This is a genomic window from Angustibacter aerolatus, assembly GCF_054776675.1.
In genome coordinates, this window is record NZ_BAAHBM010000003.1 from 95,890 (window position 1) to 108,202 (window position 12,313).

The 12,313-nt window shown below is 73.7% G+C and carries 14 protein-coding genes; 4 read left to right on the forward strand and 10 right to left on the reverse strand.

Features of this window, described 5'->3' with window-relative positions:
* Positions 1-34 precede the first annotated feature (34 nt).
* Positions 35-529 (forward strand): MarR family winged helix-turn-helix transcriptional regulator, encoded by a 495-nt coding sequence (locus ACYVI6_RS01735; protein WP_460444711.1) that lies wholly within the window; start codon positions 35-37, stop codon positions 527-529.
* A 128-nt stretch (positions 530-657) separates the two neighbouring features.
* Here the strand turns inward: ACYVI6_RS01735 and bldC are convergent, their stop codons facing one another.
* Complete coding sequence (gene bldC, locus ACYVI6_RS01740; protein ID WP_460444712.1) at positions 658-858, reverse strand: developmental transcriptional regulator BldC; 201 nt, start codon at positions 856-858, stop codon at positions 658-660.
* Between the two features lie 183 nt (positions 859-1,041).
* On the reverse strand, positions 1,042-1,872 hold the full coding sequence (locus tag ACYVI6_RS01745) for a hypothetical protein (RefSeq protein WP_460444713.1): 831 nt from the start codon (positions 1,870-1,872) through the stop codon (positions 1,042-1,044).
* 62 nt (positions 1,873-1,934) lie between these two features.
* Here ACYVI6_RS01745 and ACYVI6_RS01750 point away from each other — a divergent pair, with 62 nt between their 5' ends.
* Positions 1,935-3,005 carry a Glu/Leu/Phe/Val dehydrogenase dimerization domain-containing protein gene (locus tag ACYVI6_RS01750; protein WP_460444714.1) on the forward strand — a complete coding sequence of 357 codons (1,071 nt, stop codon included), beginning with the start codon at positions 1,935-1,937 and terminating at the stop codon, positions 3,003-3,005.
* A gap of 128 nt (positions 3,006-3,133) precedes the next feature.
* Positions 3,134-3,328, forward strand: coding sequence for a DUF3073 domain-containing protein (locus ACYVI6_RS01755; protein ID WP_460444715.1), 195 nt, complete (start codon positions 3,134-3,136; stop codon positions 3,326-3,328).
* Between the two features lie 42 nt (positions 3,329-3,370).
* Here the strand turns inward: ACYVI6_RS01755 and purM are convergent, their stop codons facing one another.
* From purM to ACYVI6_RS01795, 8 genes are all read right to left on the reverse strand, one after another.
* Positions 3,371-4,495, reverse strand: a complete 1,125-nt coding sequence (gene purM / locus ACYVI6_RS01760; RefSeq protein WP_460444716.1) for a phosphoribosylformylglycinamidine cyclo-ligase — start codon at positions 4,493-4,495, stop codon at positions 3,371-3,373.
* On the reverse strand, positions 4,492-6,042 hold the full coding sequence (purF, locus tag ACYVI6_RS01765) for an amidophosphoribosyltransferase (protein WP_460444717.1): 1,551 nt from the start codon (positions 6,040-6,042) through the stop codon (positions 4,492-4,494). The genes purM and purF overlap by 4 nt, the downstream gene beginning before the upstream one ends.
* A gap of 35 nt (positions 6,043-6,077) precedes the next feature.
* On the reverse strand, positions 6,078-7,301 hold the full coding sequence (locus ACYVI6_RS01770) for a mechanosensitive ion channel family protein (RefSeq protein WP_460444718.1): 1,224 nt from the start codon (positions 7,299-7,301) through the stop codon (positions 6,078-6,080).
* 63 nt (positions 7,302-7,364) lie between these two features.
* Positions 7,365-7,637 carry a hypothetical protein gene (locus tag ACYVI6_RS01775; protein ID WP_460444719.1) on the reverse strand — a complete coding sequence of 91 codons (273 nt, stop codon included), beginning with the start codon at positions 7,635-7,637 and terminating at the stop codon, positions 7,365-7,367.
* A gap of 186 nt (positions 7,638-7,823) precedes the next feature.
* Positions 7,824-8,642 (reverse strand): ABC transporter permease, encoded by an 819-nt coding sequence (locus ACYVI6_RS01780; protein ID WP_284289219.1) that lies wholly within the window; start codon positions 8,640-8,642, stop codon positions 7,824-7,826.
* A 22-nt stretch (positions 8,643-8,664) separates the two neighbouring features.
* Positions 8,665-9,480 (reverse strand): ABC transporter permease, encoded by an 816-nt coding sequence (locus ACYVI6_RS01785; RefSeq protein ID WP_460444720.1) that lies wholly within the window; start codon positions 9,478-9,480, stop codon positions 8,665-8,667.
* A gap of 35 nt (positions 9,481-9,515) precedes the next feature.
* A complete protein-coding gene (locus ACYVI6_RS01790; RefSeq protein WP_460444721.1) occupies positions 9,516-10,727 on the reverse strand; it encodes an ABC transporter substrate-binding protein in 1,212 nt (403 codons plus the stop codon).
* On the reverse strand, positions 10,720-11,802 hold the full coding sequence (locus ACYVI6_RS01795) for an ABC transporter ATP-binding protein (RefSeq protein WP_460444722.1): 1,083 nt from the start codon (positions 11,800-11,802) through the stop codon (positions 10,720-10,722). The genes ACYVI6_RS01790 and ACYVI6_RS01795 overlap by 8 nt, the downstream gene beginning before the upstream one ends.
* 118 nt (positions 11,803-11,920) lie before the next feature.
* On the opposite strand from ACYVI6_RS01795, the gene ACYVI6_RS01800 reads away from it, so the two are divergent.
* Positions 11,921-12,313, forward strand: a 393-nt coding sequence (locus tag ACYVI6_RS01800; protein ID WP_460444723.1) for a GntR family transcriptional regulator, incomplete at its 3' end; no start/stop codon positions are given.

Below are 12,313 nucleotides of genomic sequence, written 5' to 3' on the forward strand. Positions count from 1 at the left end.
GACTTTATCTTCCGTGGAAGATACCGTCCAGGTCGTGCAGCAGCCCGACCACGTCGACCGCGTGCAGGACCAGTGGCGCGTCGAGCGCCCCGACCTCGACACGTCGCCGCTCGGGCTGATCGGGCGCCTGCACCGGCTCGGCGAGGTGCTCTACGGCGAGCTGCGCCGGGTCTTCGACGAGGCGGGGCTCACGGAGGGCGAGTTCGACGTGCTGGCCTCGCTGCGCCGGGCCGGGGCGCCGTACGAGCTGGGCGCCGGCGAGCTGGGTGCGGCCACGATGGTGTCGTCGGGTGCGGTGACGAAGCGGGTCGACCGGCTGGTGGCGGCGGGCCTGGTGCACCGGCGCACCAGCGAGGTCGACGCCCGCGCCCGCGTGGTCGGGCTGACCCCCGCCGGCCTCGAGCTGGTCGACGGCCTGGTCGAGCGGCACCTGGCGAACGAGCACCGGCTCGTCGCGTCGCTCACGAGCGCGCAGCGGGCGCAGCTCGAGCGGCTGCTGCGGCAGTGGGGGCGGGCCTTCGACCTCTGACCCCGCGAGCAGGGTCCGGACGCACCGCGACGCCGCGACCCCACCTGCAGGTCACGGCGTCGCGGAGGCACGACCCGGTGCGACGGCAGCGCGCGGCGCCCGGCCGTCGACCGGTGGAGCGGGGTGGATCAGGAGCGCTGCTGCGGGATGCCCGCGAGCAGGTCGCGCACCTCGGCCTCGCGGTAGCGGCGGTGGCCGCCCAGCGTGCGGATCGAGGTGAGCTTGCCGGCCTTGGCCCAGCGCGTGACGGTCTTGGGGTCGACGCGGAAGAGCGCCGCGACCTCGGCGGGGGTGAGCAGGGACTCGGCGTCGGTGGTGCGAGAGGCCATGGTGGCTCCTTCACGGTGTGTGGTGCACCCCGCCGGACGACGTGCGTGCTCAGAGATCAGGATGCTCGGTTCTGCCCGACTTGGGAACGATCCGGTCGGATCATTCTGTTCCGGTCACGATGACTAGTTCCTCCGGGCACCGAGCACGCCCGATGACTAGTCACCCGGCCGTTTCGAGCACGCTCAGGAGGCCCGGGCGAGCAGCGCGACGCGGTCCCAGCGGGTGCTCAGCCGCTGGTACGCGGCGGCGGCCACGGTCAGGTCGCCCTCGGTGAGCGCGGCCAGCCCGTCCGCCACGTCGGACGCCGAGTCGTCGCCGCGCAGGTGCGCGTCGCTCAGCAGGTCGACCAGGCCGCCGTAGTCGAGCTCGACGACGCTGCGCGGGTCGAACTCCTCCAGCCAGCGGCCCACCAGCTCGAGGTCCTCGACCACCTCGGGGTCGTCGAGGTGCTCGCGGGCGGCACGCAGCCCGCGGGCCAGCCGGCGGCGGGCTCGGCCCATCGCCGTCCGGTAGCGCAGGGCGCGCTGTTCTCCCAGGTCGAGCTGCCGCTCGCCGGCCTCGAACGGCACGAACCAGGCCAGCGGCACCTGCCACGCCGCCGTCCGGGTGAACAGCCGCACCTCGCCGCCCTCGCCGGCGCGAGCGGCCAGCGCGGCCGCGGCCCGGGCGCGCAGGTCGTCGTCGGGCACGGTGACGCCGAGCGGCTCGGGGTCGCGCGCGACCCCCAGCCCGTGCCACGCCCGCAGCAGCGGCTGCTCGGGGCAGACGAACAGCTCGCCGCGCACCTCCAGCAGCAGCGCCTCGTCGCTCTCGGTCAGCGGCACGGGGTGCGGCGGCGTGGCGGCCAGCCGGCGCACGGCGTCGTCGAACTCGGCACCCTCCAGCGCGGCGCGCTCGGGGGCGTGCCGGGCGTACGACGTCCACCGCTCGCGCTGCTCGGCCGGCAGGTGCGACACCGGCTCGAAGACGCGCAGGTGGGTCAGGTACGGCAGCCGCCGCGCGGTCGTGGGCACCCGCACAGCCTGTCACCTGCCGCCGGGTGCGGACCCGCCGCCGTCTCATAGGGTGGGCGACCGTGACCGACGCCTTCAGCGAGGACCACGAGCAGGTCGTCTTCTGCCACGACCGCGAGACCGGGCTGCGGGCGATCATCGCGCTGCACAGCACCGCGCTCGGCCCGGCGCTCGGCGGCACCCGCTTCCACCCCTACCCGAGCACCGAGGCCGCGCTGGCCGACGTGCTGCACCTCTCGCGCGGCATGACGTCGAAGAACGCGGTGGCCGGGCTCGACCACGGCGGCGGCAAGGGCGTCATCATCGGCGACCCAGCCACCGACAAGACCGAGCCGCTGCTCGAGGCGTACGGCCGGTTCGTCGAGTCGCTCGGTGGCCGCTACGTGACCGCGTGCGACGTCGGCACCTACGTCGCCGACATGGACGTCGTGGCGCGCACCTGCCGCACGGTCACCGGCCGCAGCGAGTCGCAGGGCGGGGCCGGCGACTCGTCGGTGCTGACCGCGCTCGGCGTCTTCCAGGGCATGCGGGCTGCGGCCGAGGCGGCCTGGGGCGAGCCCACGCTGGCCGGCCGACGGGTCGGCGTCGCGGGCGTCGGCAAGGTCGGGCGGCTGCTCACCGGCCTGCTCGCCGACGACGGCGCGCGCGTCGTGGTCACCGACGTGAGCGCGGACGCCGTCGCGCGGGTGGTCGCCGAGCACCCCGGCACCGAGGTGGTGGCGGACGTCGAGGCGCTCGTGCGCGAGCCGCTCGACGTCTACTCGCCGTGCGCGCTCGGCGACGCCCTGACGACCGAGGTCGTGGAGGTGCTGCAGGCCCGCGTGGTGTGCGGCGGGGCCAACAACCAGCTGGCCCGGCCCGAGGTCGGCGACCTGCTCGAGCGCCGCGGCATCGTCTACGCGCCCGACTTCGTGGTGAACGGCGGCGGGGTGATCCAGGTCGCCGACGAGCTGCACGGCTTCTCGTTCGAGCGGGCCCGGCAGCGCACCCTCGGCATCTTCGACACCACCGCGGCCGTGCTGCGCACCGCCCGCGAGGAGGGGGTCACGACCGCGGTGGCGGCCGACCGGCTGGCCGCCCGGCGCGTCGACGCCGTCCCGGCCGACCGGCGGATGTGGCTGCCCGCCCGCTAGCCCGGATCGCCCGGTATCGCCGGAGTCGCCGGGGGGCCGTGGGACGAGGTACCGTTGTCTGCACGACGAGACACTGATTCCGGGACCGCTCACGGTCGTCCCGGTCGACGCACGAGGGGGTCGACGCCATGGGTCGCGGCCGAGCCAAGGCCAAGCAGACCAAGGTCGCCCGGGAGCTGAAGTACTTCAGTCCCAACACCGACCTGACTGCCCTCCAGCGAGAGCTCCACGGTGGTGAGTACACGCCCCCCGTCAGCTCGAAGCCAGCGGACGACGAGCCCGAGGACGACGACTACGGTCGCTGGGCCGGTAACGACCGCTGACGCCTGCTGACGCCCGGTCCCCGCTGCTGCGGTGGCCGGGCGTCAGAGCGGCTGGGTCCCGAGCATCCTGACGGCACCGCCGTCGACGCCCTTGGCACCCTGCACCACGTCACCCGAGGTGTCGTCGGTGTCGGCTGCGCGCACCTCGCCGAGCACCCACGCGTCGAGGCTGCGCGCCCGCAGTCGGGCGAGGGCGGCGTCGACCGAGTCGGGGGCGACGACGGCGACCATGCCGACGCCGAGGTTCAGCGTGCGCTCGAGGTCGGGCACGGGCACCGAGCCCAGCCGGCGCACCAGGCCGAAGACCGGCGCCGGCGTCCAGCTGCCGCGGTGCACGAGGGCCTCCAGCCCGCGCGGCAGCACGCGGGCCAGGTTCGCCGCGAGCCCGCCGCCGGTCACGTGGGTCATGGCGTGCAGGTCGACGCCGTCCTCGGTGCGCGCGGCCCGGGCCAGGTCGAGCACGTCCTGGGCGTAGACCCGCGTCGGCTCGAGCAGCTCCTCGCCGAGCGTGCGGCCGAGCTCGTCGACGTACCGCTCCAGGCCCCACCCCGCGACCTCGAGCACCCGCCGCACCAGCGAGTAGCCGTTCGAGTGCAGGCCGGACGACCCCATGCCGAGCAGCACGTCGCCGGGTCGCACGCGGTCGGGGCCGAGCACCTCGTCGGCCTCGACCACGCCGGTGACAGCGCCGGCGACGTCGTACTCGTCGGGGCCGAGCAGGCCCGGGTGCTCGGCGGTCTCGCCACCGACCAGCGCGCAGCCGGCGACCACGCAGGCCTGCGCGATCCCGCTCACCAGCGCGGCGATGCGCTCGGGCACCACCTTGCCGGTGCAGACGTAGTCGGTCATGAACAGCGGCTCGGCGCCGGCCACCACGATGTCGTCGACGACCATGCCGACCAGGTCGAAGCCGATGGTGTCGTGCTTGTCGAGGCGCTGGGCGATCTGCACCTTCGTGCCCACGCCGTCGGTGCTGGTGGCCAGCAGCGGACGCCGGTACGTGAGGAGCGCGCTGACGTCGAACAGCCCGGCGAACCCGCCGAGCCCACCGACCACCTCGGGCCGCCGGGTCTTCGCGACCCACTCCTTCATGAGCTCGACGGCGCGGTCGCCGGCCTCGACGTCGACCCCCGCCGCGGCGTAGGTGACCGGGTCGGGGGCGGTCACGGGCGGGTCAGCGCGTCGGCGGCGCCGCCGGACATCCCGAGCGGCACGCCGTCGGCGTCGCGCCCGGTGGCGCCGAGGCCCGGCAGCGTCTCGAGCACGTGCTTGCCCAGCTGCTCGGACGACGGCAGCTCGATCGGGTAGACGCCGCTGAAGCAGGCGGTGCACAGCCGCTCGGCGGGCTGGCCGGTGGCGGCGATCATGCCCTCGTCGCTGATGTAGCCGAGCGAGTCGGCGCCGATGCTGGCGCGGATCTCCTCGACGTTCAGGCCGTTCGCGACGAGCTCGGCGCGGCTGGCGAAGTCGATGCCGTAGAAGCACGGCCACTTCACCGGCGGGCTGCTGATCCGCACGTGGACCTCGGCGGCCCCGGCCTCGCGCAGCATCCGGATCTGGGCGCGCTGGGTGTTGCCGCGCACGATCGAGTCGTCGACCACGACCAGCCGCCGGCCCTTGATCTGGTGCACCAGCGGGTTGAGCTTCAGCCGGATGCCGAGCTGCCGCAGCGTCTGGCTCGGCTGGATGAAGGTGCGCCCGACGTAGGAGTTCTTCACGAAGCCCTGGCCGTAGGGGATGCCGCTCGCCTCGGCGTACCCGATCGCGGCCGGCACGCCCGACTCGGGCACGCCGATCACCAGGTCGGCCTCGACGGGGTGCTCGCGGGCCAGCTCGCGGCCCATCTCGACCCGCGCCTCGTGCACGTTTCGACCGGCGATCGTGGTGTCGGGCCGGGCCAGGTAGACGTACTCGAACACGCAGCCCTTGGGCTCGGGCTGCGCGAACCGGTGGGTGCGCAGTCCGTCGGCGTCGATGACCACCAGCTCGCCGGGCTCGACCTCGCGGATCACGCTGGCGCCGATCGTGGCCAGCGCCGACGTCTCGCTCGCCACCACCCAGCCGCGCTCGAGCCGGCCCAGCACGAGCGGCCGGACGCCGTGGGCGTCGCGCGCGGCGTACAGGGTGTGCTCGTCCATGAACACCAGGCTGAACGCGCCGCGCAGCAGCGGCAGCACCTCGAGCGCGGTGGCCTCGAGGCTGTGGTCGGGGTCGCCGGTGAGCAGCGTCGTGACCAGTGCGGTGTCGGTGGTGTTGCCCCGGCGCAGCTCGCCGGCGACCGAGGTGCCGTAGCGCTCGGCCACCAGCTCCTTCAGCTCGGCGGAGTTGGTGAGGTTGCCGTTGTGGGCGAGGGCCACGGTGCCGCCCGCGGTGTCGCCGAGCGTGGGCTGGGCGTTCTCCCAGGTGCTCGAGCCGGTGGTCGAGTAGCGCGCGTGCCCGATGGCGAGGTGCCCGCCGTCCAGGCTGCGCAGCGCCGTCTCGTCGAACACCTGCGAGACCAGGCCCATGTCCTTGTAGACGAGCAGCCGGTTGCCGTCGCTGGTCGCGATGCCGGCCGACTCCTGCCCACGGTGCTGCAGGGCGTAGAGCCCGAAGTAGGTGAGCTTGGCGACCTCCTCACCGGGAGCCCAGACGCCGAAGACGCCGCAGGCGTCCTGCGGGCCCTTCTCGCCGGGGATGAGGTCATGGGTCAGACGTCCGTCGCCACGTGCCACCCCACCAGTGTGGCACGTGGCGACGGGGCCGGCGCTCAGTCGGAGCGGGGTGGGTCGTCGGGCTGCACGCGCTCGACGGGCTGGCTGTCGGGGCCGGTGAACACCCGCGAGCGCTCGACCGCCTGCAGGCTGCCGGTGAACATGCGCGCGTCGTCCGAGGCGTCGGGCTCGGGCTGCCCGGCGACCGGCCGGGGCGAGGTGGCCGGCCGGTCGGGGTTGCTGCGCGGGGCGGGCGCGGCCTGCTCGTAGCGCATCCGCGGCAGCGCCTGCGGGTGCTCCGACTGCAGCCAGCCCACCAGGGCCTCGCGCACCTCGCAGCGCAGGTCGAACACCGTCGGCCCGTCGCGGCCGCTGACCAGCACCCGCAGCGTGACGAACGAGCCCACCGCGTCGGTCACCTGCAGCACGCCGACCCGCCCGTCCCACAGGTCCGACGCCTCGAGCACCTCGTGCAGCCGGGTGCGCACGGCCGCGACCGGCACCGCCCAGTCGACCTCGAACGTCACCTCGCCGAGCACGGCCGCCTCGGTGCGGGTCCAGTTCTGGAACGGGGTGGTGGTGAAGTACGTGCTCGGCAGGATCAGCCGGCGGTCGTCCCACACGTGCAGCACGACGTACGTCAGCGTGATCTCCTCGATGCGTCCCCACTCGTTCTCGACCACCACGACGTCGTCGACCCGGATCGCGTCGGTGAAGGCGAGCTGCAGGCCGGCGATCACGTTGGCCAGCGACGTCTGCGCGGCCAGGCCGGCGACGATGCCGACGACGCCGGCGGACGCGAGCACGCTGGCGCCGGCTGCCCGGGCCGAGGGGAAGGTGAGCAGCATCGCCGAGACGGCCAGCACGGTGAGCACCACGACGGTGAGCCGGCGCAGGAGCCCCACCTGGGTGCGCACCCGCCGGGCCTTGCGGTTGTCCTCCACGTCGACGTCGTAGCGGCGCAGCGCGAGGTCCTCGAGCACGAACGCCAGGGCCGCCACCAGCCAGGCGACGGCGCCGATCAGCGCCAGGCCGAGCACCCGGGTGACCACCTCGACGGCGCGGCCGCTGCCCTGCGACGTCAGCACGCCCTGCACCGCCGCCAGCACCATCGTCACCCGCAGCGGACGCCGGGCGCGGTGCGCCAGGTCGCGGGCCACCGGGCCGTCGCGGCCGAAGCGGCGCACCAGGCTGCCCAGCACCCAGGCCACGAGCAGCGCGGCGAGGCCCGCGCCCACGGCCACCGCGGCCAGGCCGGCCGGTGACGGCAGGCCGAGCACCTCGACCTGCGGCAGGGCGAGCGGGGCGGACGGCGCGAGGGACGTCAGGTGGGACCTCCGGGGTCAGCGGCGGCCGGTGCCGCGGTTCATGAACCGCTCCACCGTGACGGCGACCGCGCCGCCCAGCAACCCCCCGAGGCACCCGAGCAGCAGCGCGAGGTAGCCCACCAGCTTGCCGCGGCCGACGGTCGGGTCGCCCGCGCCGGTGTACCCGGAGACGACCGCGACCACGATGCCGACGATCAGCCCCGCCGCGATGAACACCTGGTACTTCGGCGCGCGGTGCACGCGGCGCAGCCCGCGCTCCCCCGGCTCCGCCGGCTGCCTGTCGCTCACGCCTCGACGGTAGCCGCGCGCCGCCCCGTGCGCGCCGCCGGGCCGGGTGCGTGCACCGCTTCGGCTCCGCCCGGCTCCGGCTCGCGAGCCACGTGAAGTCGGCTGCCGCACCGTTCCCTGGGCATGCACGCCCATCGAACGGTGTGCGGGCCGCAGGAAGGGTCGGGCCGACGCCGGGACGCCGGCTCAGAGCCGCGCGCCGGCCGCGCCCGCGCCGTCCAGCCGCTGCGCCAGCCACACCGGTACGACGGAGGCGACGACGAGCACCACGGCGACGACGTTCACCACCGGCGCCTGGTTGGGGCGGAACAGGTTCTGGAAGATCCAGATCGGCAGGGTCGGCGAGCCGGGGCCCGCGGTGAAGGTGGTGACGACGATCTCGTCGAAGCTCAGCGCGAAGGCGAGCAGGCCGCCGGCGACCAGGGCGGAGCGCAGCAGCGGCAGCGTCACCAGCCGGAACGTCGTCCAGGGCGAGGCACCGAGGTCGGCGCTGGCCGCCTCGAGCGCGGTGCCCGAGCGGCGCAGCCGGGCCGTGACGTTGTTGAAGACGACGACGATGCAGAACGTCGCGTGCCCCACGATGATCGTGAACAGCCCGGCGCCGATGCCGAAGACCGGCTGCAGCACGCTCTGGATCACCGACTGCAGTGCGATGCCGGTGACGATGCCGGGCAGCGCGATCGGCAGCACCACCAGCAGCGAGATCGCCTGCCGCCCGAAGAACGCGTACCGGGTGAGGGCGATCGCCAGCAGCGTGCCGAGCACCAGGGCGATCGCGGTGGCGCCGAGGCCGGCCTCGACCGACGTCCGCAGCGCGTCGCGCGGGCCCTGCGCGTGCAGGGCGAGGTCCCACCACCGCAGCGTGAACCCCGGCGGGGGCCAGCCGAACGTGCGGTCGCTGTTGAAGGAGTTGAGCGCCACGACGGCGAGCGGCAGGTACACGAAGAGCAGCACCAGCACGCCGAACGCCCAGCAGGCGCCGCGGGCCCGGGCGGTCAGGCGCACGGCGTCCTCCGGTCGGCGGTGGTCACAGGTTGTCCAGGGCGCCGGCACGACGGACGGCGAGCAGGTAGACGACCATGATCACGACGCTCGCGGTGCCCAGGGTCGCCGCGAACGGCAGGTCGAGGCTGATGTTCTGCAGCACGGCGGTGCCCAGCACCTGCACCTTGCCGCCGACGATCTGCACCGCGATGTAGTCGCCGAGGCTCAGCGAGAACGTGAACACGGTGCCGGCCGCCACCGACGGCAGCAGGGCCGGCAGCACGATGCGGCGGAACGTCGTGCCGTTGCCCGCGCCGAGGTCGGCCGAGGCCTGCAGGTGCGAGTCGGGCAGCCGCTCGAGCCCGGCGTAGACCGGCAGCACCATGTACGGGAGCCAGAGGTACGTGAGCGTGAGCACCACCGCGACCAGGCCGAAGCCCGGGGTGCCGCCGAACGTGCTGTCGAGCACGCCGTTCGGCGCCAGCACGGCCCGCCAGGCGTACGCCTTCACCAGGTAGCTCGCCCACAGCGGCACCAGCACGAGCGCGACGAGCAGCCGGCGGGCCCGCGGCGGTGCGACCTTGGCCATGAAGAACGCGAAGGGCACCGCCACGAGCACGCAGAGCACGGTGACGGCGGCGGCCACGAGCAGCGTGCGCCCGATGATCCGCAGGTACACCGGGTCGCCGAACAGGCCGGTGACGTTGTCGAGCGTGAACGTCCGCACCACCTGGTTGGTGAACGGGTCCGTCGTCCACACCGCGGTGGCGAAGATCGCCGCCAGCGCGCCGAGGTAGGCCACGACCAGCCACAGCAGCGGCGGGGCGAGCAGCCCGGCCAGCGTCAGCCTGCGACGCACCTGTTCACCTCACCTCCTGCAACGCGTCGAGCCGGTCAGCTGTTGCGGACGTCGGTCCAGGCCTTCGTCCACGCGTTGTAGTCGGTGCAGGTGACGTCCTTGCGGCCGTCGAGGCACTGCGGGATCGGCGTGGTCCAGTAGTAGACCTTGCTGAAGTAGTCCTCGTCGTCGGCGTGGTAGATCTCGCACGTCTTCGGGTCGCTGGTCTCGTCGCACGCCTTGCGGTTGGCCGGCGCCTCGCCGAAGTACTCCGCGACCTGGGCGTTCACCTTCGGCGACAGGATGTGGTCGATGAACTCGTAGCCGCAGGTCTTGTGCTCCGACTTGGCGCCCACCATCCAGGTGTCCGACCACCCCGTCGAGCCCTCCTTCGGCAGCACGACGTCGACCGGCGCCTTCTCGCCGATGGCGACGTTCGCGTTCACCTGCCACGCGGTGCCGACGACGCTGGCTCCGGACTTGAAGGACTGCACCTCCTTCAGGTAGTCCGACCAGTACTCGCTGACGTTCGGCTTCTGCTGCTTCAGCAGGTCGACCGCCGCCGCGAGCTGCTTCTCGTCGAGGGCGTAGGGGTTCTTGATGCCGAGCGCGGGCTTGGTGCTCATCAGGTACAGCGCGGCGTCCGCGATGTAGATGGGCGAGTCGTAGGGCATGACCTTGCCGGCGTACTGGCTGCCGCCGTCGAAGACCACCGACCACGAGTCGGGCGCGGGCTTCACCAGGTCCTTGTTGTACATGAGCACGTTGGCGCCGCGGCCGTGCGGGATGCCGTAGGCCACGCCGTTCACCGAGTTCCACGGCTTGAGCTTCAGCGCGTCGAACACGTCCGGGTAGTTCTTGATCAGGCCGGTGTTCACCGGCTCGACGTCACCGGCCGCGATGAGCCGCAGCGTCGCGTCGCCGGACGCCGAGATCACGTCGTACTGGCCGGTGCGCATGAGCTGCACGGCCTCGTCGGAGGTGCCGAACGTCTTGACGTTGACCTTGCAGCCGGACGTCTTCTCGAAGTCGCTCACCCAGTCGACGCTCTTGTCGTTCGTCCCGTCCTCGACGTAGCCGGGCCACGCGAGTACGTTCACCTCGCCCTCGGGCTGGCCGAGGGCCTGCAGGGCCTGCAGCTTCGGCGGGGTGAAGCCGCCCTGGGTGGCTGCCGCCTTGGCGCCGCTGCCCGCGTCGGAGCCTCCGCAGGCCGCGAGAGCCAGCACTGCCACGGCGCCGAGGGCGACACCGGTGAGGGACCTACGCATTGCTCGCTCCTTCGTGGGGGACTGCGGGATCGGCTGGCACGTCGATCACGTGCTCGTCGCGCCAGGCCAGGTGCACGGGGTCGCCGCGGTGCACGGCGGTGTCGGTGGTGGCGTCAGAACCGTTCTGCTGCAACGCGATCAGCTCACCGCCGCCGTCCAGGGCGACGACCACGCGGCTGACCGACCCGGCGTAGACCACCTCGCGCACGGTGCCGCGGGCCGACCGGCGTCCGCCCGGCACCGGCGCGCCGTCCGGCAGCACGAGGAGGCGCTCGGGCCGGATGCCGACCGTGCCGGTGCGACCGGTGACCCGCTGGGAGTCGGTGTCGCGCAACAGGTTCGACGTGCCGACGAACCCCGCGACGAACGCCGTGGCCGGGTGCTCGTAGACGTCGGCGGCCGGTCCCACCTGCTCGATCCGCCCGTCGTTGAACACCGCGACCCGGTCGGAGAGCGTGAGCGCCTCCTCCTGGTCGTGGGTGACGAACAGGAACGTGATGCCGACGTCGCGCTGGATCGCCTTGAGCTCGACCTGCATCTGCTCGCGCAGCTTGAGGTCGAGCGCCCCGAGCGGCTCGTCGAGCAGCAGCACGCGCGGCCGGTTCACCAGCGCGCGGGCCAGGGCCACCCGCTGGCGCTGACCGCCGCTGAGCTGGCTCGGTCGTCGTCCCGCCAGGTGCGGCAGGCGCACCTGCTCGAGCGCCTCACCGGCCCGCCGCCGGCGCTCGGCACCGCCGACCCGCTTCACCCGCAGCCCGTACTCGACGTTCTGCTGCACGCTCATGTGCGGGAAGAGCGCGTAGTCCTGGAACACGGTGTTGACGTCGCGCCGGTGCGGCGGCAGCGCGGTCGCGTCGGCGCCGGCCAGCTCGACGGTGCCCTCGGTGGGCTCCTCGAAGCCGGCGATCATCCGCAGCACCGTCGTCTTGCCCGAGCCGGACGGACCGAGCATCGAGAAGAACTCGCCGTCGGCGATGTCGAGGTCGACGCCGTCGACCGCCGTCACGGGCGGCCGGCCGGGGTAGACCTTGCGCAGGCCGCGCAACCGCACGGCCGGGGCCTCGGGGGTGGACACGGCGCAAAACCTATGACTCCATATTTCTAGGCACAAGGGGGTTCGGGGAACCGGAGCCCGACCGCGACCGTTCCGTGACCTGAGCGGCCGCCACGGCCGGCGGAGAGGTGGGGTGCACGTGCAGGGCACCGAGACGGCGGGCACGCGCCCCTCCCCGCGGGTGCGCGCCGCCGTGTTCTCCCCGCTCGACGGCGCCAGCCGCTCGGCGGCCGTGACCCGCCGGCTCACCGACGCCATCGCGCTGGGCATGCTGCCGGACGACGCCCAGCTGCCCAGCGAGGTCGAGCTGGCCGAACGGCTCGGCGTCTCGACGGTCACCGTGCGCGAGGCGCTGACGGCGCTGCGCGAGCAGGGCCTGGTGCGCACCCGGCGCGGCCGCGGCGGCGGGTCGTTCGTCACCGCGCCCGACGAGGCGGCGTCCGCCGTGCTGCACGCCCGGCTGCGCGCCCTGCCGCTCGACGACCTGCGCGACCTCGCGGACCACTACGCCGCGATCGGCGGCGCCTGCGCC

Excerpts from the sequence above, each read along its gene's own strand:
- ACYVI6_RS01755 (WP_460444715.1), top strand. The coding sequence starts at position 3,134 with ATGGGTCGCGGCCGAGCCAAGGCCAAGCAGACCAAGGTCGCCCGGGAG.
- ACYVI6_RS01790 (WP_460444721.1), bottom strand. The coding sequence starts at position 10,727 with ATGCGTAGGTCCCTCACCGGTGTCGCCCTCGGCGCCGTGGCAGTGCTG.
- bldC (WP_460444712.1), bottom strand. The coding sequence starts at position 858 with ATGGCCTCTCGCACCACCGACGCCGAGTCCCTGCTCACCCCCGCCGAG.